Origin of the sequence: Qipengyuania gaetbuli (assembly GCF_020524765.1) — a bacterium.
Taxonomy (GTDB): Bacteria; Pseudomonadota; Alphaproteobacteria; order Sphingomonadales; family Sphingomonadaceae; genus Qipengyuania; species Qipengyuania gaetbuli_A.
Genome location: NZ_JAIVLR010000002.1, coordinates 360,399 through 380,849 on the forward strand (window position 1 = coordinate 360,399; position 20,451 = coordinate 380,849).

Sequence of the window (20,451 nt, forward strand, 5' to 3'; positions counted from 1 at the left end):
GGCGGGGGAATTAGGCCCAAGGCGTGCGAGTAGGAAAACCAAAACGCATGGGCACTGCAATCCGACGCAAAAGGGCGCCCGGATCGCTCCGGACGCCCTTTTATTGTTGCCCTACCGCTTCGCTGCTTGAGGGCGTCTTGTCGGCCCTACTGCTTCGCTGCTTGAGGGCTGCAGTGCTTACGCGCTGTAGTACATGTCGAATTCGGCCGGGCAGGGCGTCGTTTCGACACGCAGGACTTCTTCCCACTTCAGTTCGGCATAGGCGTCGATCTGGTCCTTGGTGAAGACATCGCCCTTGAGCAGGAACTCGTGGTCGGCTTCGAGCGATTCCAGCGCTTCGCGCAAGCTGCCGCACACGGTCGGCACGTCGGCCAGTTCGGCCGGCGGCAGGTCGTAGAGGTTCTTGTCCATGGCTTCGCCCGGGTGGATCTTGTTCTGGATCCCGTCGAGGCCGGCCATCAGCAGCGCGGCATAGGCGAGGTAGGGGTTGGCCATCGCGTCGGGGAAGCGGAATTCAACGCGCTTCGCCTTGTCGCCCGTGCCGTAGGGAATACGGCACGATGCCGAGCGGTTGCGGGCCGAATAGGCCAGCAGCACCGGCGCTTCGAAGCCCGGCACCAGGCGCTTGTAGCTGTTGGTGGTCGGGTTGGTGAAGGCGTTGAGGGCCTTGGCGTGCTTGATCACGCCGCCGATGAAATAGAGGCAGTTTTCCGACAGGCCGCCGTACTGGTTGCCGGCGAAGGTCGGCTTCCCGTTGTCCCAGATCGACATGTGGGTGTGCATGCCGCTGCCGTTATCCGCCTTGATCGGCTTGGGCATGAAGGTCGCGGTCTTGCCGTAGATGTGGGCGACCTGGTGCACGACATACTTGTAGATCTGCATGTTGTCGGCGGTTTCGACCAGAGTACCGAAGGTGAGGCCGAGTTCGTGCTGCGCTGCGGCCACCTCGTGGTGGTGCTTGTCGCAGTTGAGGCCCATTTCGATCATGGTCGAGACCATTTCGCCGCGGATGTCGACGGCGCTGTCGACCGGGGCCACGGGGAAGTAGCCGCCCTTGGCGCGCGGACGGTGAGCGAGGTTGCCGCTCTCGTATTCCTTGCCGGTGTTGGTCGGCAGTTCGATGTCGTCGATGGCGTAGCCCGAGCCGGCATAGCCGTCTTCGAAGCGGACATCGTCGAACATGAAGAATTCGGCTTCGGGGCCGACGTAGATGGTGTCGCCGATGCCGGTCGACTTGAGGAAGGCTTCGGCGCGCTTGGCGGTGGTGCGCGGGTCACGGGCATACCATTCGCCGGTCGAGGGTTCGACGATGTCGCAGAAGATGATCATCATCGGCTCGGCGCTGAACGGGTCGATGTAGACGCGCTCGAGGTCGGGCTTCAGGATCATGTCGGATTCGTTGATGACCTTCCAGCCGGCGATCGACGAACCGTCGAACATCAGGCCGTCCTCGAACTCGTCCTCGCCCAGGATCTTGGCGACCATGGTCAGGTGCTGCCACTTGCCCTTGGGATCGGTGAAGCGCAGGTCGACCCACTCGATACCTTCGTCCTTGATGCGCTTGAGGACGTCCTTAGCACTAGCCATTGTATTGCCTCCGTATGGGGTAGTTCGTGTTGCGCCCGGCGGATTGCCGGGCAGGTAGCTCAGATTGCGTCTTCGTCCTTTTCGCCGGTGCGAATGCGCAGCGCGCTTTCGATCGACGAGACGAAAATCTTCCCATCGCCGATGCGGCCGGTCTGCGCGGCGGCAGCGATCGCTTCGACGGTGCGTTCGGCGATGTCGTCGGTCACGACGACTTCGAGTTTCACCTTGGGCAGGAAATCGACGACGTATTCGGCGCCGCGATACAGCTCGGTGTGGCCCTTCTGGCGGCCGAAGCCCTTGGCCTCGGTCACGGTGATGCCGGACACGCCGATTTCGTGCAGAGCTTCCTTCACCTCGTCGAGCTTGAAGGGCTTGATGATCGCTTCGATCTTTTTCACGTGGCCTGTTTCCCGCCTGGTCAGAATTGCGCGCGCCCTGGTGAACGAATGCGCGCTTGCGCGCGGTGTTCCAAGAATCGTGCCAAGCGGCGCGATGGCGGTGCGGGAGGGATTCGGCAAGCCCTGCGGCGGGATTGCGTCATTTTAGGCAAGGGTTTTGCCAAGACTGCGCAATCGGGGCTGATTTGCGCGCTGCCGCTGCCTAAAGCGCAGTCGGGTGGTGCCTAAATTTTAGGCAGGGCTAAAGTTGCAGGCCGGCGGTTTCGGGAAGGCCGCATAGCAGGTTGAGGTTCTGCACCGCAGCCCCGCTCGCACCCTTGCCGAGATTGTCGAGCCGCGCGACCAGCCGCGCGTTCCAGCCGCCCTCATTGCCGAACACCGCAAGCTCGATCCCGTCCCACGGCGCGGCATCCTGTTCCAGCAGCAGTTCGCCCGGCACCCCCGCCTCGCGGACGGTCACGACCTCGGATCCGGCGTAGAACGCCCGCAGCGCATCGCGCAGGGCATCGGCGCCGGGATCGGTGGCCATTGCGCCGAGATGTAGCGGGACTTCCACGATCATGCCGCGATAGGCGGGGACCACGGCAGGGGCGAAGATCACGGGATGCTCGAGCCCGGCGTGGCGCTTCATTTCGGGCAGGTGCTTGTGCGCCATGTCGTAGCCATAGGCGCGGAAGGCGGGCGCGCCTCCGGCCTCGAAGCGTTCGATCAGCGCCTTGCCGCCGCCCGAATATCCGCTGACGGCATTGACCGTATAGGGCCAGTCGGCGGGCAGCAGGCCCTCGCGCACCAGCGGCGCGACAAGGGCGAGGAAGCCCGTGGGGTAGCAGCCCGGATTGCTGATCCGGCGAGCGTCGGCCACGCGGTCGGCGCCGACCAGCTCGGGAAAGCCGTAGCACCAGCCCTCGGCCGTGCGATGCGCGGACGATGCGTCGATCACCCGCGTGCCGCTGGCCGGATCGATCAGCCCGACTGCTTCGCGCGCGGCATCGTCGGGCAGGCAGAGGATGGCGACATCGGCCTCGTTAAGCGCCTCGCGGCGGGCGGAGGCGTCCTTGCGGCGTTCGTTGTCGAGTGTGATCAACGCGAATTCGCTGCGGCCTTCCAGCCGTGCGGCGATTTCGAGGCCGGTGGTCCCGGCCGCGCCGTCGATAAAGACCTTATGCACCGCTTTCGGCAGCCAGCGCGGCGATGTGGACGTAGCCGCTCGGCCCGTCCGGTCCGACCGCGATCCACGCCCAGTTGCCGGCAATGTCGAGCAGTTCGACGTCGCTGCCGGCGGACAGCGTTGCGCCATTGTCGGCATCGTCGCGCATGCCCACTTTCAGGACGACGTCGGCATCGCCGACCCGGCGTTTCACGGGAACGACATAATGCGCTGCCAGATAGCGTCCGGCGAGCGCGATATGCGCCAGATCTCCGCGCAGCGGCAGCGTCCCGGGCGCAGGCCGGGTGACCGGACCTTTCAGTCCGACGATGCCTTCGGGCAGGGAATAGCTGGTATGCTCGCTCACGAAACCGGATGTCATGCTATTGGATACAAGCCCGCGCGCTTAGCCGCGCTTGGCCATTCCCGCAAGACGGCTGCCCCTCATGTCCCCGCATAGCGCGCCTTAAGCATGTGCCACGCGGCGCGCAGGCCATAGGCATCGCCGCCCTTGGGCCGCCCCGGCTTGGGCATCGGACGCCATGCGAAAGTGTCGAAATGCGCCCAGTCGATGCCTTCACCCACGAACTTGTCGAGGAACAGTCCCGCCACGCTCGCCCCGGCAAAGGAATTGGCATGGGCGTTGTTCGTGTCGGCGATGTCGGAGTTGAGCCATTCGCGATAGGCTTCGGGCAGGGGCAGGCGCCACGGCTCGTCATCGTTGGCTTTGCCTGCCTCGATCAGCGCCTGCGCGGTTTCGTCGCGGCGCGTCATCAGGGCAGGGTAGTCGGGGCCGAGGGCCACGCGTGCCGCGCCGGTCAGCGTGGCGAAGTCGATGACGAGGTCGGGCTTCTCCTCGCTCGCACGGGTCAGCGCATCGCCCAGGATCAGGCGGCCTTCGGCATCGGTGTTGCCGATCTCCACGGTCAGCCCCTTGCGCGTCTTGAGCACGTCGCCCGGACGGAAGCTGTTGCCGGAAATGGCGTTCTCCACCGCCGGGACCAGCAGGTGCAGGCGCACCGGCAGCTTGGCACCCATGATCAGCCCGGACAGCGCGATGGCATGGGCCGCGCCGCCCATGTCCTTTTTCATCAGCAGCATGCCGGCAGAGCTTTTCACATCGAGACCGCCGGAATCGAAGCACACGCCCTTGCCGACGATCGCCAGCACGGGATCGCTTTCCTTGCCCCAGGTGAGGTGGATGTGGCGCGGTGCATGGCTGCGAGCCGCAGCGCGCCCGACCGCATGGACCATGGGATAATCCCGCTCCAGCGCGTCGCCCCTGGTCACGCTGACCTTGGCCGAATGGAGCTTGGCCAGCTTTTCCACCTGGTCCTCGAGGTCTGCCGGGCCCATGTCCTCGGCCGGCGTGTTGACGAGATCGCGCACGAGGCAGATCGCCTTCGCTTCTGCGATGGCGCCTTCGATCCTGCCGGCTTCCTTGGTCAGCAGGATACGCGGGCCGACCGGCTGTTCGGGCTTCTTGTAGCGTTCGAAGCGGTATTGCGCGGTCTGCCAGCCGTGCAGCGCCGGGCCGGGCTGGCCTTCGGCGCGGCGATAGGTGCCTTCGGGCAGGACTTCGGCCAGCTTGGCCATGCACCAGCTTGTCAGCTTGTCGGGATTGGCCACGCCGCCGACCGCGAACCAGCCGTCGCCATCGGGCACGATGCCCACCTGGTATCCGCTGCCGTCGAATTTCTGCGCCTTGAGCGCTGCACGCTGGGGTGCGGAGAGCTTCTTCGCAAAGGTTTCGAACCCGTCCTTGTTCACAAGGTGGATAAGCGTTGCGTCCTGGCCCTGGTCGGGCTGGATGAGAGCGGCGGTATCGGCCATGAAGTTCACCCCGTACTAATCTGATCTCGGGCATGGAAATGAGATGCGCACACGCCTGTTCCTGATTTCGCTCGCCCTGTCGAGTGCCGCCTGCTCGCAATCTCCAGGCGAAAACGCGGCGGACGAACCAGCTCCTGCCGCGACTGCGGACGCGGAGGAGGATGCCGGGGCAACGACCGCCGGCACCGCGAAGGCGGTGGACTTAGAGGACAACGACAAGGAAGGCGAGGCGGTACGCGAGTTCGCCTACAAATGGCCGTCTGCCGTGTCGGCTACCCCTGCGCTCGCCCAGCGCCTGACTGCCGAGCGCGACAAGGCGCTGGCCGAACAGAAGGCGGAATGGGCCGAAGCACTGGCCACCTCGCCCGAAGGCTGCATTTCCTGCGTCAACCGGGGCTACGAGGTCGAATGGAAGGTCGTCGCCGACATCCCCGGCTGGCTGAGCCTGTCGCAGGACCTCTACGTTTTCACCGGCGGGGCGCACGGCAATTACGGCCGCAGTTCGCTCGTGTGGAACCGTGAAACTGGCGAGGGCGTGGACGGCATCGCGCTATTCAAGTCGCCTGTCACGCTGGAGAATGCGCTGGGTCGCAAGCTGTGCGACGCGCTCGACCGCCAGCGCGAGCGCAAGCGCGGCATCAAGGTGGACAGGGCAGCCGGGGGCATCTTCGACGATTGCCCGGGCCTCGACGAGGCGAGCGTCTTCGTCGGCTCTTCCGACGGTGAGCATTTCGACCGGATCGGCATCTATTTCGGCCCCTATGTGGCCGGCTCCTATGCCGAGGGAGCCTACGAGCTGAACTTTCCCGTCACCGCCTCCGTCCTCGACGCGGTGAAGCCGGAATTCGCCGAGGCGTTTCGCGTCGCGCGCTGATCCCCTCGCAATTTCGCGCTGGCATCGCTATGTGGCGGCCATGACCGAATACCAGGTGATCGACAGCGAACAGACCGTCTACCGCGACGGGACCATCAAGCTCCACGGGCCGGAAGGCTTCGAAGGCATGCGCAAGGCCGGGAGACTGGCTGCGCAGATCCTCGACGAGCTGACCGATTTCGTGAAGCCGGGCGTGACTACCGGCCAGATCGACGATCTCGTGCGGACCATGACGCTGGATGGCGGCGCGGTGCCCGCGACCATGGGTTATCGTGGCTATGCGCACAGCTGCTGCACCTCAATCAACCACGTGATCTGCCACGGCATCCCGGGCGACAAGGCGCTCAAGGACGGGGACATTATCAATATCGACGTGACCCCGCTGCTCGACGGCTGGCACGGCGATACTAGCCGGATGTATCTCGTCGGCGACGTTCCGCTGAAGGCCAAGCGGCTGGTCGACGTGACCTATGAATGCCTCATGCTCGGCATCGAGGCGGCCTCGCAGCCCGGTGCCCGCCTCGGCGATATCGGCGCGGTTATCGAGGCGCATGCGCGCCAGAACCGTTACGGCGTGGTGCAGGAATTCTGCGGCCACGGGCTCGGTCGCCTGTTCCACGACGCACCCGAAGTGATCCACACCGGCCGCAAGGGCACCGGCCCGCTGCTGAAGCCGGGGATGTTTTTCACTATCGAACCGATGATCAATCTCGGCCGTCCGCACGCCAAGATGCTGAGCGACGGCTGGACCGCCGTGACGCGCGACAAGTCGCTCTCGGCGCAGTTCGAACACTCGATCGGCATCACCGAGAACGGCGTGGAAATCTTCACCGAAAGCCCCAAGGGCCTCCACAAGCCGCCTTATTCGTAAGCGCCCTCAGTCGCCGGGCGGAGTGCGTCCGCACTGCTTGGCTACCTCGCAAAGGCTCGGGCGGGCGGTCGCCCTTGCGACACCGCGTGCCTTAGGTCCCGTCAGCTTTCGCGTGCAGCCCGGATCGCCGCGCCTGCGGCAATCGGGGCAAGGGCGCACAGGCCGAGGCTGATAGCCGCGGTCAGCAGGATCCCGCTCGGATCGGGGCGGGCAAGACTACCGGCTCCGAAAATCAGGATCGGCACGGCGAGCGGGATGACCATCAGTCCGGCAAGGGCCGCGCCGCCGCGCAGGCTGGCTGTCAGCGCCGCGACGGCAAGTCCAACGGCAGCAAGTCCCGGTGTGCCTGCGAGCAGGCCGAGAAGCACCGTCCGCGTCGTCTCGCCGGACAGGCCGAGAAGGGCGGCAGCAGGCAGGGTCGCGACCAGCAGCAACGGCGCAAAGGCGAGCCAGTGCGCGATGAGGCGCGAGGCCATGGCCCATTCCTCGCTCACACCGCGCAGGGCCAGCTGGTCGAACACCCCGGCCTCCAGATCGCCCGACACCAGCTTTTCGAGCGGCAGGATCGCCGCCAGCAGCGCCGCCACCCAGATTACGCCGCCGCCGGTCCGACCGAGCAATTGCGCATCGGGTCCGACCGCGAAGGGGTAGAGCATGGCGACGGCGAGAAAGAACAACAGCGGCAGGACGCCCGCGCCGCCGCGCCCGCCGGGCAATAGCAGGCCAAGATCGCGGCGCAGCAGGGTCGCAAACCCGCTCATGCCGAGAACCTTGCGAGGTCGATCTTCTGCGGGTCGGGCAGCGCCATCGGCTGGTGCGAGGCGACGACCGCGATGCCGCCGCGCCCGCAATGCAGCGCCACCAGTGCCTCCACGCTCTTCATCGCCTGCGTGTCGAGCCCGTTCAGCGGCTCGTCCAGCAGCCAGATCGGGCAGTTGCGATTGAGCAGGCGGGCGAGCGCGGCGCGTTTCTTCTGCCCGGTGGACAGGTAGCGCACGGGCACGTCGAGCAGCGGGTCGAGTTGCAGGACCTCGAACGCGCGGCCCGCATCGCGGCACCCGTCGAGGCTTTCCCAGAATCCGAGTGCCTGCCCCAGCGGCAGGTTCGCATCGAGCGCCAGCCGTTCGTCGACGAGACCCATGGCGCCTTCGCTTTCGACCTGTCCGGCAAACGGGCGCAGCAGGCCCGCAAGGATGCGGATGAGGCTCGACTTGCCGATGCCGTTGGCGCCCGCGACCTGCAGCGCGGCGCCCGGTTCGCAGGAAAAGGACAGCCCACGGAAAAGCAGCCGCTCGCCGCGGCGGCAGGCGAGGTCCATTGCTGCGAGGCGCGCTTGCATGGGCGCGAGCGATAGGCAAAAGCGCCCGCAGCGACAAGCAGGAGAGATTCGCAAATGGCCGCCGTCGAACAATTGACCGAGGAAGAACGCACCACCTGGCTGCGTGCGCTGCCCAAGTGGTCGCTGGCTCGCGACGGCGCTGCGATCGAACGCAAGTTCGAGTTTTCCGACTTCGCCGAGGCTTTTGCCTTCATGACGCGCGTCGCCATCATGGCGGAAAAGCGCGATCACCATCCTGAATGGTTCAACGTCTACAACCGCGTGGAAATCACCCTGACCACACATGACGCGGGCGGCCTGTCCCTGCGCGACGTCAACATGGCCAAGAAGATCGACGCGCTGGTCTAGTCGCCCAGCGTCCCTTCCCGCGGGGCAGGGCCGAGTTCCAGCAGCAGGCAGCGGTAATAGAGCGCCTCGCGCCCGCGTTCGGCGGTGCCCGGCGTCATTGCGCGACTGTTGTCGCGCGTGCATTCGCGCTCGAGCAGCGCCTTTTCCTCTGCCGTTCGCTCGGTAATCGCGGGGCCGCCGATCAGCGGGCTGCCGCGATATTCGCGGCTGGGCGTGCCGTAGAGCGCGCGGAAGGCATCGAGCGCCATCGGGTGGAGGAGGGTGCCGTGCGTCTCGCTCTTGCCTGCGTCCACGAAGGTCCAGCGCAGGCTCTCGGGCGCATCGCTGCGCAGTGCCGCGACCAGCCGTTCGGTCCCTTCGCGGTGCCAGTCGCCCTCGTTCGCGGTGGTGAGGTAGAGCCTGCGCTTACCCGCCGGATGACGCGCGAAATAGCCCGCTGCCTCGCGTCCGTATTTCATCTCCTCCCACCATAGCGAGGGCGAGATCGCGATGTAGTCGTCGAACAGTTCGGGGTCTTCGAGCAGCGTCTCGACCACGAACAGCGCGGCAAGCGATTCCCCGATGATCGTATCGTGACCGTCGGTGCGGAAATTCGCCTCGACCAGCGGCTTCAGCTCCTCGCGCAGGAAGCGGCGGTACGCGGGCGAACCGCCGGGCGTCGCATTGAGGAACTGCTCGTAAGGGCGCGGGTCGGCCACGGGCGGGGCCAGTTCATGCCGCCGGTTCACGCTCTGGATGCCGACCAGGATGAACGGCTCGAACGAATAGTTCATCTCGCGGCTCTGGGCGATGCCGGCGATATGCGCGAAGTCCTGGTCCGGCCCGCCGTCGAGCAGGTAGACGACCGGGAACCGCCGTTCGGGCTCAGCCTCGTATTCCACCGGCAGCCTCACCGTCACCTTGCGGCTCTCGCCTTCGAGGATTTCGGTTGAAACCGTGTAAGTCTGGCCCAGCACGTAAGGTTCGGCCTGCGGAAGCTGCGCGGCACCGGGCACGGCGAGGGCTAGTGCCGCAAGCGGCAGCAGGAGGCGAATTCCCACGGTCGGCTCCCTACTGGCCGAGCGGCCTCAGGCTGGAGCGGGTCTGCTTGCGCACCCGGCCGGGCATCCAGCGCGCCCCGAAGGCGAGGCTGCGCGCGGTCTTGCCGACCAGCGTGTGAAGCTTGTCGCCATGCACCGCGACCCAGGCCGCTTCCGCGACATCGGTGACCGGCGTGATTTCCAGCCCCGCGTCCTTCACGCGCTGGCGGATCGCCTCGTTGCTCTGCGCATTGGGCGCGTGTTCGAGCAGCGGCGTGTCGATGAAACTGGGGCACAGCGAGCGCACGAGGATGCCATCATCCGCCCATTCGCCGTCGAGGCTTTCGGTAATGCCCTTCACCCCGAACTTGGTCGCCGTGTAGACGCTCGCCCCAGGCGTGCCGTAAATGCCCGCGGCGCTCGCGGTGTTGAGCAGGCACGAACCGGGCGCGGTCTTCTTGAGGTGGGGGTAGGCCGCCTGCGCGCCGAACAATACACCCTTGAGGTTGATGTCGAGACAGCGCTCGATTTCCTCGGTGCTGTTCTCGATCAGTGCACCGCCCAGCGGGATGCCGGCATTGTTCGCGAGCACGTCGATGCGCCCGCCTGCCGCGGTGGAGAAGCCGTCCAGCGCCGTGTCCCATGCCGCGCGGTCGCGCACGTCGAACTTGTGCGTGTAGGTGAAGCCGTTCTCGATCAGCTGCAGCGTCTCGTCCATGCCGCGCTGGTCGATATCGCCGAGGCCGACGAACCAGCCTTCCGAGGCAAACTTGAGCGCGATGGCGCGGCCGATACCCGATCCGCCGCCGGTGATGAAAATGGCCTTACGCTGGCTCATCGAATATCTCTCCCCTTGTGCGTCCCTCACAGCGCCGCGTTGTTATAGGTGTGCCAGGTGAAGATGGCCATCGCCCCGCGATAGGGCTTCCACCGATCACCCAGCGTGCGGGTTTCCTTCTCGCTAGGCCGCGCAGGCAGGTCGAGCAGGCGCCCCACCGCTTCCTGCACGGCAAGGTCGCCCGCCGGCCAGATATCCTGCCGCCCTTCGGCAAACAGCAGGTAGATTTCCGCCGACCAGCGCCCGATGCCCTTGATTCGGGTAAGCTCGGCGATGGCTTCCTCGTCGTCTTCAGGCAGGCTGTCGAATTCAAGTTCGCCGCTTGCCACCAGTTCGCACAGGGACCGGGCATAGCCCTGTTTCTGGCGCGAGAGGCCGCAGGCGCGCAGCGTGTCGAAATCGCGGGCAAGCAGTTCGTGGGCGTGCATGTCCTCGCCCAGTTCGGCCTCCAGCTTGTTCCAGACCGAGGCGGCGGCGGCCACGCTGACCTGCTGGCCGACGATGGTGCGCAGCAGGGTGCGATAGCCGGTCGGGCGGATGCGTTCCTCGGGATAGCCGCAGCGCTCCAGCGCGCCGGCCACCACCTTGTCCTGCGCGGCAACGGCATCGAGATGCTCGCGCAATTGCGAATTGGTCAGGCCCACCTTGCGCTCCCGCGTCACTTTGAATAGCAGCACGCGGCATAGGGCCCGCAAGGCGGGCGAGGCAACAAGGATACGCAATCGATGCCCAGGCTGATCGTCACCACCCGCGAAGGCGAGACGAGCGAGATCGAGGTCGAGGACGGCCTCACAGTAATGGAAGCGATCCGCGACAACGGCTTCGACGAGCTGCTGGCGCTGTGCGGTGGCTGCTGTTCGTGTGCGACCTGCCATATCCATGTCGACCCGGCCTTTGCCGACAAGCTCCCCAAGATGAGCGAGGACGAGGACGACTTGCTCGAATCGACCGACCATCGCACCGAAACCTCGCGCCTGTCGTGCCAGATCCCCTTCACCGGCGACCTCGACGGGATGAAGGTTACTATCGCCCCTGAAGATTGATGTTGTTTGCGAGGTAGGGGCCGCGCGCCTACCTCAGCGACCATGACTTCAATTCCCATTCGCGAGCGAACGCTCGACCTGATCGGCAACACGCCGCTCGTCCGCCTCGAAGGGCCGAGCGCGGAAGCCGGCTGCGACATCTATGGCAAGTGCGAATTCGCCAATCCCGGCGCCTCGGTGAAGGACCGCGCCGCGCTCTACATCATCCGCGATGCAGAAGCGCGGGGCGAACTGCAGCCCGGCGGCACCGTGGTCGAAGGCACGGCCGGCAACACCGGCATCGGTATTGCACTGGTCGCCAATGCGCTGGGCTATCGCACGATCATCGTGATGCCCGACAACCAGTCGAAGGAAAAGATGCAGACCCTGCGCGCGCTCGGCGCAGAGCTGGTCCTCGTCCCGCCGACCAAATACGCCGACCCCAACCATTTCCAGCACGTCTCGCGCCGCATGGCCGACGAGATCGAGGGCGCTATCTGGGCGGGCCAGTTCGACAATACCGCCAACCGCAAGGCGCATATCGAAGGCACGGCGAAGGAAATCTGGGACCAGACCGGCGGCCGGATCGACGGCTTCACCTGCGCCGCGGGCACCGGCGGCACGATTGCCGGCGTCGGCATGGGTCTCAAGGAGCTGGACGAGAATGTCGTCATCGCACTGACCGACCCGCACGGCGCGGCGCTGTACAATTACTACGCCAATGGCGAACTCAAGGCCGAAGGGTCTTCGGTTGCAGAAGGCATCGGGCAGGGCCGCATCACCGGCAATCTCGAAGGCGCGCCGATCGACACGCAGTTCCGCGTTTCCGACGAGGAAGGCTTGAAGTGGGTCGCCCGCCTGTTGCGCGAGGAAGGCCTTTGCCTCGGCCTGTCGAGCGGCATCAATGTCGGCGGCGCGGTAGAACTGGGCAAGCGGCTGGTGGCCGAAGGCCGCGAAAACCCGCGCGTGGTCACCATCCTGTGCGACACCGGCTTCCGCTATCTCTCGACGCTCTACAATGCGGACTGGCTGGAGGCGAAGGGCCTGCCGGTGTTCGACTGGCTCGAAGGCACCGATTGACCTCGCGCCCCAAGCAGCGCAGAATCTCCTGAATGCCGCGCTATTTCGATCTGTCGACCAGCAAGCCCGAGCCGGGCGAGCTTCCCGAGGTTCCGCTCGGAGGCACCCGTGCGCAGGCCATTCATCGCATGCAGATCGGCGTGGCCGGCGTGGTGCTGATGGTCCTGCTCGTCGGACTTGCGAGCCTCGTCCAGGAACGTACCCGCGAAGTCGATGCCGCTGCCGTACCGGAAGCTGCCTCCACGACCGAGCCGAGCGCCGGCCCCACGCAGGCCGACCCGCTGGTGGAAGCGGGCGTGGTCCCCGATCTTCCGGCCGGGCCCAGCCCGACCGCATCGCAAAGTCCGGCCCCCGTGCCCGAACAGGGTGTGGGCAATGCCGCGCCTGCGGGCGAATAACCTCCTAGCTCCGCTTGCCGCCCTCCTGCTCGCCGCCTGCGGGGCGGATGGCGGCGCGGCGGACGAGGCAGAGGCCCAAGGGCCGCGAGAGCGGCTGGGGCTGTTCACCACGCTGCCGATCTACTGGAACGAGCAGCAGGACATCGCCGCCATGCTCGAACCCGAGGCGCAGGAGCCTTCCTGGGTTCGTGCCGCGCTGGAGGAACGTCACGAGCTGGTGCCGCTCGACACGCTGGAAGTCGGTGCCATCTCCGGCCTCGACACGCTGCTGATCGCGCAGCCGCGCGCCTTGTCGGCGGAAGAGAACGTCGCGCTCGACGACTGGGTGCGTGGCGGGGGCAGGGCGCTGGTGCTGGCCGACCCCTTCCTCACCCAGCATTCCGATTTCGCGCTGGGCGATCCGCGTCGCCCGTTTGATGTCGTGCTGATCTCGCCCATCCTCGCACGCTGGGGTCTCGCGCTCGAATTTGACGACACGCAGGGCGAGGACGAACGCGTCGTCACGGTCGGCGATGCGGCGGTGCCCGTGCGGCTGGCCGGTCGCTTTGTTACGGCTCAGAACGGTGAAGATGCCGAATGCGCCATAGTGGGCGAGGGCCTGTTGGCCGATTGCAGCGTGGGCGAGGGACGCGTGCTGCTGCTGGCGGATGCCGCCATCCTCGACACCGAAAGCGACGACGCAAACCGCCGTGCCGCAGTCGAGTCGCTGCTGGCGCGACTCCGGAGCCGGTAAGGCTCGGGAAAACCCGGGAGGGATGCCGGGAATTCACGGGACCGCGCCCGATTCTCCGCGGAATTCCGTGACTTGGCTTAAGGATGTGGTAAGATTGCCCACAAGCTTTTTCGGTAAAAACATGTTATAAATCAGTGTATTGCTGGTTTATCCCGTAATTTCCCGCAATTTTCCCTTCCATCCCCGCGTCTCCCGCGATAAATCTACCTGACATCGGACAGCCAGTGTCTTTGCGCGCTCGATCAATGGGTTGGGCGAGCCGGTCGAGCCTTGCTCGCCCGGGACGGGGGAGGTGTGTCCGGGGCCATGTGTCGAACACGAGCCGGGGACGGGGTAGGTGCAATTCGGAGGGTACAGCGGACAAGCCTATTCGCCTGCGGGCGACAAGGGCCGCTTTGTGCTTCCGCCGGTCTTCCGCAAGGCGCTCAAGGAATCCAGCGACGGTCGCGTGCTGTGCCTGATGAAGCACAACAAGTGGGACTGCCTCGTCGGCTTCGGTCTGTCGCGCAAGGAAGAGCTCAACGACCAGCTCGACCGCGAGGAAGAAATGGCCGTGCGCCTCGGCAGGGATTTCGACCGCGACACCCGTGCCAGCCAGCTGTTCGGCTTCATCGAAATGCCCTTCGACGACAGCGGTCGCTTCGTGATGCCGGAGCACCTGCGCGCGCTCGGCAAGATCGAGGACGGGCTCTACTTCCAGGGCGGCGGCCGCTTCTTCACTCTATGGAACCCCGCCGAACTGGCCAAGATGGACGATGAATGGGCGGGCGCGAAGGCAGCCTGCGAAAGCTTCCTCGCCGAAGCGAAGGCGAAGGGCAAATGAGCGCCGCGCCCCATATCCCCGTCCTCCTCGACGAAGTGATCGAGGCTCTCGACCCGCAGCCGGGCGACGTCGTCATCGACGCGACCTTCGGTGCGGGCGGCTATACGCGCGCGCTCCTGGAGCGCGGCGCAACGGTCCATGCCTTCGACCGGGATCCCGACGCAATTGCTGCGGGTCGCACCTGGCGCGAGACGGGGGAAAACCCGCCGCGCCTTATTCTCCATCCGCACCGTTTCTCCGAAATGCTCGACGTCATGACGTCGACCGGGGTGGCGCGAGTCGATGGCGTGGTGATGGATATCGGTGTGTCTTCAATGCAGCTTGACCAGGCGGAGCGCGGCTTCGCCTTTTCCGCGGACGGTCCGCTCGACATGCGCATGAGCCAGGACGGCGAAAGCGCGGCAGATTTTCTCAATACCGCCGACGAAGCGGCGATTGCCGACGTCATCTATCGCTATGGCGAGGAACGCCAGTCGCGCCGCGTGGCCCGCGCCATCGTCGCCGCGCGCCCGCTGGAGACGACCGGCGAACTGGCGCGCGTGGTGCGCAGCGCCTTGGGGCACAAGCCCCATGACAAGAAGGACCCGGCCACCCGCACTTTCCAAGCCATCAGGATTCACGTGAACGGCGAGCTCGACGAACTGTCCCAGGGGCTGTCCGCCGCCGAACACCTGCTGCGCGAAGGGGGCCGCCTCGCGGTGGTCAGCTTCCACAGCCTCGAAGACCGGATCGTCAAGCGCTTCCTGCGCGAGGCATCCTCAACCCCAAGCGCCTCGCGTCACGTCCCACAGGCGGCGCAGCGCGATCCGGTCTTCATCAAGGTTTCCAAGGCAATCAAGCCGACCGATGCCGAGATCGAGCGCAACCCGCGCGCCCGTTCCTCGGTCCTGCGCCATGCCACGCGCACGGCCACAGAAGCGAGGGAGGCGGCATGATGGCCCGGTCTTCCCGCCTGCGCCAGATCGGCTGGCTCCTCTCGCTCGGCGCCTGCCTTGCAGTGCTCCTCGCGCTCACTTTCAAGGTGAACGCGGTGAAGAGCGACGTGCGCCTTGTCGAACGCCAGATCATCGCTGCCGAACGCGCCAAGCTGATGCTCGAAACCGAGTTCCAGACCCGCGCCAGCCAGCAGCAGCTCGCCGCCTGGAACCAGGTCGAGTTCGGATATTCCGCCCCCCGGGCCGACCAGTATGTCGAGCAGGAACGCCAGCTCGCCGCGCTCGGCTCGCCGCGCGGGATGGATGCCCCGGAGCCCATTCGTGTCGCCATGCTCCGCCCTGTCAGCCAGGGTGATAACGAAGAGAGCCTCTTCGGGGACTGGCTCGGCGAGGAGGAACAACCTCCCGCCGGCGCCCGGCGTGAAGTCGCAAACGGCCTCGCCACCACGCTTGCCCAGCGCCTGTCGCAGCCGGGCAATGCCACGCTTGCCGCTGCCGAGGTGGCTCGGTGAACGCTTTTTCCGCCATCCATGGCGGGCCCGGCGCGGTTAGCATGGCGGTTGCAAGCGGGCGGGTGCAGCTCGTCACGCTGCGCCAGCGCTCGCTCGACCTGGCGCGCTGGCGCGTGCTGTGGATCGCGCTGGCCTTCGCGCTGGCCGCAATGGTCGCGCTGATGCGCATTTCCTATCTCGGCATGAACGGCGAGGGCGCCCGCGCCACCTCGCTGGCCGATGCCTTGCTGCCGCCGCGCGGCGAGATCACCGACCGCAACGGCGTGCCGCTGGCCCGCGCTTTCCCGGCCTATGCCCTGTGGTTCAATCCCAAGGCGCTGGGCGAAGACGGCGATCCGCTGGTGCGTTCGCCGCGCGAAGTGGCGCGCAAGCTGGTCGCGATCTTCCCTGACCTCGACGAGAACAAGCTGACCGCGCATCTCGCGTCGGGCAAGCAGGGCTACCTGCGCCGCCGCCTGCTGCCGGAAGAAGCCAATCGCGTGCAGGAAATCGGCGAGCTCGCCCTCGAAGTGCCGATGGAGCAAGACCGCCACTATCCGCAGGGCGCGATGGGCGCGCACGTGCTCGGCTATGTCGCTGCCGACGGCACGGGTCGCGTCGGCATGGAGCAGGTCCTGAACGACCACCTCAGCAATCCCGCCACTCGCGGCACGCCGGTCGCGCTGTCGATCGACGTGCGCGTGCAGGGCGCGCTGGAAGACGAACTGCGCCGCGGCATGAAGCTGACGCAGGCGCAGGGCGGTGCGGGCATCGTGCTCGACGTCGATACGGGCGAAGTGCTCGCGCTGGCCTCGCTTCCCGAATTCGACCCCAACAAGATCGACGAACGCGGCCAGGCGCTGATGTTCAACCGCGTGACCAACCAGGTCTACGAACTGGGATCGACCTTCAAGCCGCTGACCGTGGCGGCCGCGATCGATTCCGGCACGATCCGCGACCTCGGCAAGCGCTACGACGCATCGCCGGTGAAGGTCGGCCGCTTCACCATCAAGGACAGCCACGCGATGGGCCCGACGCTCAACGCGGTGGAAACGCTCATCCATTCGTCCAACACCACTACCGCCCGTATCGCCGACGACATGGGGCCTGAGCGCCTGCGCCAGTACATGATCGACATGGGCATGAACGAGCGTCCGCATATCGAACTGCCGGCCAAGGGCTTCCCGCTCTGGCCGCGCGGCGACTGGGCGCGCCTGACCAACATGACCGTCGGCTTCGGCCACGGTATCGCCGTCACCCCGCTTCACCTCGCCAGCGCCTATGCCGCCATGGTCAACGGCGGTGTCTGGCGTCCCGCCACGCTGAAGAAGCTGGGCGCAGGAGAAGCGCCCAAGGGTCGCCGCGTGTTCAAGGCTTCCACCTCCAGCCGGATGCGCCAGATGATGCGCGCCATCGCCGTCTACGGCACTGGCCGCAATGCCGATGCTCCCGGTTACCGCGTGGGCGGCAAGACCGGCTCTGCCGAAAAGCCCGGCGGTTCGGCCGGCTACCGCAAGACCGCGCTCGTATCGACCTTTGCCGCGGCCTTCCCGATGGACCGCCCGCGCTACGTCATCATCGCCATGCTCGACGAGCCCAAGGGCACTGTCGCCTCCAGCTTCCAGCGAACTGCCGCATGGAATGCAGCGCCCATCGTGGGCCGGCTCGTACCGCGCATCGGGCCGTTGATCGGCGTGCGCCCCGACGATACGCGCGACATCGACATCTCGGCAATCAAGCCGCTGATCCCGGAGGCGCAGGAGTGAAGCTTTCAAGGCTGTGTGAAAAGGCTGGCATGGCGTGTCCCGAAGGGGGCGATGCCAGCGTGACGGGCTTTGCGATCGACAATCGCAAGGTCGCGCCCGGCACGGTCTTCGGCGCGTTTCGCGGTAGCGTTTCCAATGGCGAGGATTACATCCCTGCCGCCATCGAGGCTGGCGCTATCGCAGTCGTCGCGCGGCCCGAGGCAACGGTAGAAGGCGCACTCCACATCGCCGCCGACGAACCGCGCAAGGCCTTCGCCCTGCTGGCCGCACACTTCTTCACCCCCGTGCCCGACCATATCGTTGCGGTCACCGGCACCAACGGCAAGACCTCCACCGTAGAAATGACCCGCCAGATCTGGCGCATGGCGGGCGAGCGTGCGGCCAGCATCGGCACGCTGGGGGTCACGACCCCGGACGAGAGCGTCTCTACCGGCCTCACCACACCCGACATCGTCACTTTCCTGTCGAACATGAGCGGCCTGGCGCGCGAAGGCGTGACGCATGTCGCCTATGAAGCGTCGAGCCACGGCCTGTCCCAATCGCGGAACGAAGGCGTGCCGGTCGAAGCGGCTGCCTTCACCAATTTCAGCCGCGACCATCTCGATTACCACAAGGACATGGAAGACTATTTCGCCGCCAAGATGCGCCTCTTCGACGAGGTTGCATCGGACGGCGCGACCGCGGTGGTGTGGCTCGACGGCAGCGAATGGAATGCGCGCGTGGTCGAACACGCCAAGGCACGCGGCCTTGCGGTCATGACGGTCGGCGAGACGGGCGAGGACATCCGCCTCGTCAAGCGCGAACCCACGCAGCTCGGCCAGTCGCTGACGGTCGAACATGCCGGGGCGCAGCGGACCATCAACCTGCCCCTGATCGGTGCCTACCAGGTCTCGAACGCGCTTGTTGCCGCGGGCCTCGCGCTTGCAACCGGTATCGATGCCGGCCGCGTGTGGGACGGTGTAGCACGCCTGCAGCCCGTGCGCGGGCGGCTGGAACGCGCGGTCATCGCGCCCTCGGGTGCTCCGGTCTATATCGATTACGCCCATACGCCCGACGCGATCGAGGCGGCCATCGCCGCGCTTCGTCCTCATGTCACGGGCCGTCTCATCACGGTTTTCGGTGCTGGCGGCGACCGCGACCACGGCAAGCGCGCACCCATGGGCGAAGCTGCCGCCAAGGCGAGCGACGTGGTCATCGTCACCGACGACAATCCGCGCGGGGAAGACCCGGCGGATATCCGCCGCGCCGTCCTTGAAGGCGCGGTGGGTGCCCGCGAGATAGCAGGCCGCCGAGACGCCATCTGCGCCGCCATCGGCGAGGCCGGTCCCGAGGACATCGTGCTCGTCGCGGGCAAGGGACACGAACAGGGTCAGATCATCGGATTGGGAGAGAACATGAAGGTGCTGCCCTTCGACGATGTGGAAGTCGCGCGCGAATGCGCTGCCGCACTCGCCAGAGGTGACGCGTGAGCGCTGCCATATTGCGCCATCCGGCCTTCATCGACTGGCCTGCCGACCCGCGCGACCGCCTGCCGCTGACGCTGTGGGATGCCCGCGCCATCGCCGAGGCGACGGGCGGCACGGCCAGCTGCGATTTCCAGGTCGCGGGTGTCGAGATGGACAGCCGCGACGTGGTACACGGCGATCTGTTCGTCGCGCTGAAGGGCGAGGCGATGGACGGCCACCGCTTCCTCGACAAGGCCTTCGCCAACGGCGCGGTCGCCGCGCTGGTGGACCGCCCGGTCGACTATCCGCACATCCTGGTCGAGGACACGACCGAGGCGCTGAAAGCGCTGGCCCGCGCTGCCCGCGAACGTACGCAGGCGCGTATCATCGGGGTCACCGGATCGGTCGGCAAGACGGGCGTCAAGGAAGCCATCTTCGCTGCGCTCGAACGCGCCAGCCGCGGGGCGGCGCACCGTTCGACCCGCAGCTACAACAACCATGTCGGCGTGCCGCTCAGCCTAGCGCGCATGGGTGCCCGCAGCCGTTTCGGCGTGTTCGAGATGGGTATGAACCATGCCGGCGAGATCGAGGGCCTGACCACGCAGGTGCGCCCCCATGTCGCGGTCATCACCACGATCGCGCCCGCCCATATCGAGAATTTGGGTTCGATGGAGGCCATCGCCGACGCCAAGGCGGAAATCTTTGCCGGGCTGGAGGCGGGCGGCACGGCGGTCATCCCCGCCGACACGCCCCATTACGAACAATTGCGCGCCGCCGCCGAGCGTCTCGGCGCCAGGATCGTCAGCTTCGGCAAGGCGCGCCATGCGGACATGCGCCTGCTCGATGCCATCCCCAGCGCCAACGGCGGTAGCCTCGTCACCTGTGAATTCGATACCGGCCGCCTGTGCTACACCGTGGCCGAGCCGGGCGAACACTGGATCATCAACTCGCTCGCCGTGATGGCTGCCGTAAGGGCAGCGGGCGGCGACATGGCGGCTGCCGGCCTCGCGCTTGCCGAGATGGGCGGCCTCAAGGGTCGCGGTGCCCGCCACGGGATCGACGCGCCGGGCGGCAAGGCGCTGCTGATCGACGAAAGCTACAACGCCAACCCCGCCAGCATGCGCGCAACGCTCGCACAGCTGGGCGCCACGCCGTCCACCCGCCGCATTGCGGTGCTGGGCGCGATGAAGGAGCTTGGCGACTTCGGCCCGCAGTTCCACGCCGACCTTGCGCAGCACGTGATCGCCGCCGACATCGACTATGCGGTGCTGGTGGGCGACGAGATGCGCGCGCTGGCCCGCGAACTGGGGAAACCGGTGTTGAACTCGCTTGGCAAGCCGCTTGAGTGGGAGCATTGCCAGACCGCCGACGAGGCGATGGAGCTGCTCGAGGATTTCGGCATCGTGTCGGGCGACGCGGTGCTGGTGAAAGGCTCCAATTCGGTCGGTCTCGGCCGGCTCGTGGACCGTTTCACTCGCCCTGAATAGGAGGCCCCGCGCGGCCC

At 66.4% G+C, this 20,451-nt stretch carries 23 protein-coding genes; 13 read left to right on the forward strand and 10 right to left on the reverse strand.

Features of this window, described 5'->3' with window-relative positions; translation table 11 throughout:
- Positions 1-177: 177 nt before the first annotated feature.
- The 5 genes from glnA to LC083_RS10250 form a co-directional block, all read right to left on the reverse strand.
- Complete coding sequence (gene glnA, locus LC083_RS10230) at positions 178-1,587, reverse strand: type I glutamate--ammonia ligase (RefSeq protein ID WP_222554430.1); 1,410 nt, start codon at positions 1,585-1,587, stop codon at positions 178-180.
- A gap of 59 nt (positions 1,588-1,646) precedes the next feature.
- Entirely contained in the window at positions 1,647-1,985 is a 339-nt protein-coding gene (locus LC083_RS10235) for a P-II family nitrogen regulator (protein ID WP_160606231.1), read from the reverse strand.
- Between the two features lie 241 nt (positions 1,986-2,226).
- Positions 2,227-3,153 carry an N-acetyl-gamma-glutamyl-phosphate reductase gene (argC, locus tag LC083_RS10240; RefSeq protein WP_226700312.1) on the reverse strand — a complete coding sequence of 309 codons (927 nt, stop codon included), beginning with the start codon at positions 3,151-3,153 and terminating at the stop codon, positions 2,227-2,229.
- Positions 3,146-3,499, reverse strand: coding sequence for a hypothetical protein (locus LC083_RS10245; protein ID WP_226700313.1), 354 nt, complete (start codon positions 3,497-3,499; stop codon positions 3,146-3,148). Before LC083_RS10245 ends, argC begins: the two co-directional genes overlap by 8 nt.
- A 77-nt stretch (positions 3,500-3,576) precedes the next feature.
- The gene (locus LC083_RS10250; RefSeq protein WP_226700314.1) at positions 3,577-4,965 is read right to left on the reverse strand and encodes a leucyl aminopeptidase family protein; all 1,389 of its coding nucleotides are present in this window, start codon (positions 4,963-4,965) and stop codon (positions 3,577-3,579) included.
- A gap of 43 nt (positions 4,966-5,008) precedes the next feature.
- Between LC083_RS10250 and LC083_RS10255 the strand changes: the two genes are divergently transcribed.
- Both LC083_RS10255 and map read left to right on the forward strand, forming a co-directional pair.
- On the forward strand, positions 5,009-5,839 hold the full coding sequence (locus LC083_RS10255) for a PdaC/SigV domain-containing protein (protein ID WP_226700315.1): 831 nt from the start codon (positions 5,009-5,011) through the stop codon (positions 5,837-5,839).
- 40 nt (positions 5,840-5,879) lie between these two features.
- The gene (gene map, locus LC083_RS10260; protein ID WP_226700316.1) at positions 5,880-6,710 is read left to right on the forward strand and encodes a type I methionyl aminopeptidase; all 831 of its coding nucleotides are present in this window, start codon (positions 5,880-5,882) and stop codon (positions 6,708-6,710) included.
- Between the two features lie 101 nt (positions 6,711-6,811).
- Here map and LC083_RS10265 read toward each other — a convergent pair whose 3' ends face one another.
- Together LC083_RS10265 and ccmA are read right to left on the reverse strand one after the other, a co-directional pair.
- On the reverse strand, positions 6,812-7,471 hold the full coding sequence (locus LC083_RS10265; RefSeq protein WP_224832118.1) for a heme exporter protein CcmB: 660 nt from the start codon (positions 7,469-7,471) through the stop codon (positions 6,812-6,814).
- Positions 7,468-8,049, reverse strand: a complete 582-nt coding sequence (gene ccmA / locus LC083_RS10270; protein ID WP_226700317.1) for a heme ABC exporter ATP-binding protein CcmA — start codon at positions 8,047-8,049, stop codon at positions 7,468-7,470. Before ccmA ends, LC083_RS10265 begins: the two co-directional genes overlap by 4 nt.
- Before the next feature lie 54 nt (positions 8,050-8,103).
- Here ccmA and LC083_RS10275 point away from each other — a divergent pair, with 54 nt between their 5' ends.
- On the forward strand, positions 8,104-8,397 hold the full coding sequence (locus LC083_RS10275) for a 4a-hydroxytetrahydrobiopterin dehydratase (protein ID WP_222554422.1): 294 nt from the start codon (positions 8,104-8,106) through the stop codon (positions 8,395-8,397).
- Here LC083_RS10275 and LC083_RS10280 read toward each other — a convergent pair.
- From LC083_RS10280 to LC083_RS10290, 3 genes are read right to left on the reverse strand one after another with little or no spacing between them, the layout of a single operon-like run.
- Positions 8,394-9,437, reverse strand: a complete 1,044-nt coding sequence (locus LC083_RS10280) for an alpha/beta hydrolase (RefSeq protein WP_226700318.1) — start codon at positions 9,435-9,437, stop codon at positions 8,394-8,396. The genes LC083_RS10275 and LC083_RS10280 overlap by 4 nt on opposite strands.
- Before the next feature lie 10 nt (positions 9,438-9,447).
- Positions 9,448-10,254 (reverse strand): SDR family oxidoreductase, encoded by an 807-nt coding sequence (locus tag LC083_RS10285; RefSeq protein WP_226700319.1) that lies wholly within the window; start codon positions 10,252-10,254, stop codon positions 9,448-9,450.
- 26 nt (positions 10,255-10,280) lie between these two features.
- Positions 10,281-10,898, reverse strand: coding sequence for a DNA-3-methyladenine glycosylase family protein (locus LC083_RS10290; RefSeq protein WP_226700790.1), 618 nt, complete (start codon positions 10,896-10,898; stop codon positions 10,281-10,283).
- A gap of 81 nt (positions 10,899-10,979) precedes the next feature.
- Here LC083_RS10290 and LC083_RS10295 point away from each other — a divergent pair, with 81 nt between their 5' ends.
- From LC083_RS10295 to LC083_RS10340, 10 genes are all read left to right on the forward strand, one after another.
- On the forward strand, positions 10,980-11,297 hold the full coding sequence (locus LC083_RS10295) for a 2Fe-2S iron-sulfur cluster-binding protein (protein WP_160606242.1): 318 nt from the start codon (positions 10,980-10,982) through the stop codon (positions 11,295-11,297).
- A gap of 42 nt (positions 11,298-11,339) precedes the next feature.
- Positions 11,340-12,356, forward strand: a complete 1,017-nt coding sequence (locus tag LC083_RS10300) for a cysteine synthase A (RefSeq protein ID WP_226700320.1) — start codon at positions 11,340-11,342, stop codon at positions 12,354-12,356.
- 32 nt (positions 12,357-12,388) lie between these two features.
- Positions 12,389-12,754: a hypothetical protein gene (locus LC083_RS10305; RefSeq protein WP_160606244.1), complete on the forward strand. Its 366-nt coding sequence runs from the start codon at positions 12,389-12,391 to the stop codon at positions 12,752-12,754.
- Entirely contained in the window at positions 12,732-13,487 is a 756-nt protein-coding gene (locus LC083_RS10310) for a GldG family protein (RefSeq protein ID WP_226700321.1), read from the forward strand. The genes LC083_RS10305 and LC083_RS10310 overlap by 23 nt, the downstream gene beginning before the upstream one ends.
- A 337-nt stretch (positions 13,488-13,824) precedes the next feature.
- Complete coding sequence (locus LC083_RS10315; protein WP_160606496.1) at positions 13,825-14,310, forward strand: division/cell wall cluster transcriptional repressor MraZ; 486 nt, start codon at positions 13,825-13,827, stop codon at positions 14,308-14,310.
- Entirely contained in the window at positions 14,307-15,245 is a 939-nt protein-coding gene (gene rsmH / locus LC083_RS10320; RefSeq protein WP_160606246.1) for a 16S rRNA (cytosine(1402)-N(4))-methyltransferase RsmH, read from the forward strand. The genes LC083_RS10315 and rsmH overlap by 4 nt, the downstream gene beginning before the upstream one ends.
- Positions 15,245-15,757 (forward strand): hypothetical protein, encoded by a 513-nt coding sequence (locus LC083_RS10325; RefSeq protein ID WP_226700322.1) that lies wholly within the window; start codon positions 15,245-15,247, stop codon positions 15,755-15,757. The genes rsmH and LC083_RS10325 overlap by 1 nt, the downstream gene beginning before the upstream one ends.
- 41 nt (positions 15,758-15,798) lie before the next feature.
- Positions 15,799-17,502 (forward strand): peptidoglycan D,D-transpeptidase FtsI family protein, encoded by a 1,704-nt coding sequence (locus LC083_RS10330; RefSeq protein ID WP_160606498.1) that lies wholly within the window; start codon positions 15,799-15,801, stop codon positions 17,500-17,502.
- A complete protein-coding gene (locus LC083_RS10335) occupies positions 17,499-18,971 on the forward strand; it encodes a UDP-N-acetylmuramoyl-L-alanyl-D-glutamate--2,6-diaminopimelate ligase (RefSeq protein WP_226700323.1) in 1,473 nt (490 codons plus the stop codon). The genes LC083_RS10330 and LC083_RS10335 overlap by 4 nt, the downstream gene beginning before the upstream one ends.
- Positions 18,968-20,434, forward strand: coding sequence for a UDP-N-acetylmuramoyl-tripeptide--D-alanyl-D-alanine ligase (locus LC083_RS10340; protein WP_226700324.1), 1,467 nt, complete (start codon positions 18,968-18,970; stop codon positions 20,432-20,434). The genes LC083_RS10335 and LC083_RS10340 overlap by 4 nt, the downstream gene beginning before the upstream one ends.
- Positions 20,435-20,451: the final 17 nt, after the last annotated feature.

Excerpts from the sequence above, each read along its gene's own strand:
- LC083_RS10325 (WP_226700322.1), top strand. The coding sequence starts at position 15,245 with ATGGCCCGGTCTTCCCGCCTGCGCCAGATCGGCTGGCTCCTCTCGCTC.
- LC083_RS10255 (WP_226700315.1), top strand. The coding sequence starts at position 5,009 with ATGCGCACACGCCTGTTCCTGATTTCGCTCGCCCTGTCGAGTGCCGCC.
- LC083_RS10305 (WP_160606244.1), top strand. The coding sequence starts at position 12,389 with ATGCCGCGCTATTTCGATCTGTCGACCAGCAAGCCCGAGCCGGGCGAG.
- LC083_RS10250 (WP_226700314.1), bottom strand. The coding sequence starts at position 4,965 with ATGGCCGATACCGCCGCTCTCATCCAGCCCGACCAGGGCCAGGACGCA.
- glnA (WP_222554430.1), bottom strand. The coding sequence starts at position 1,587 with ATGGCTAGTGCTAAGGACGTCCTCAAGCGCATCAAGGACGAAGGTATC.
- LC083_RS10310 (WP_226700321.1), top strand. The coding sequence starts at position 12,732 with ATGCCGCGCCTGCGGGCGAATAACCTCCTAGCTCCGCTTGCCGCCCTC.
- LC083_RS10285 (WP_226700319.1), bottom strand. The coding sequence starts at position 10,254 with ATGAGCCAGCGTAAGGCCATTTTCATCACCGGCGGCGGATCGGGTATC.
- rsmH (WP_160606246.1), top strand. The coding sequence starts at position 14,307 with ATGAGCGCCGCGCCCCATATCCCCGTCCTCCTCGACGAAGTGATCGAG.
- LC083_RS10330 (WP_160606498.1), top strand. The coding sequence starts at position 15,799 with ATGGCGGTTGCAAGCGGGCGGGTGCAGCTCGTCACGCTGCGCCAGCGC.
- LC083_RS10295 (WP_160606242.1), top strand. The coding sequence starts at position 10,980 with ATGCCCAGGCTGATCGTCACCACCCGCGAAGGCGAGACGAGCGAGATC.
- map (WP_226700316.1), top strand. The coding sequence starts at position 5,880 with ATGACCGAATACCAGGTGATCGACAGCGAACAGACCGTCTACCGCGAC.
- ccmA (WP_226700317.1), bottom strand. The coding sequence starts at position 8,049 with ATGCAAGCGCGCCTCGCAGCAATGGACCTCGCCTGCCGCCGCGGCGAG.
- LC083_RS10275 (WP_222554422.1), top strand. The coding sequence starts at position 8,104 with ATGGCCGCCGTCGAACAATTGACCGAGGAAGAACGCACCACCTGGCTG.
- LC083_RS10300 (WP_226700320.1), top strand. The coding sequence starts at position 11,340 with ATGACTTCAATTCCCATTCGCGAGCGAACGCTCGACCTGATCGGCAAC.
- LC083_RS10265 (WP_224832118.1), bottom strand. The coding sequence starts at position 7,471 with ATGAGCGGGTTTGCGACCCTGCTGCGCCGCGATCTTGGCCTGCTATTG.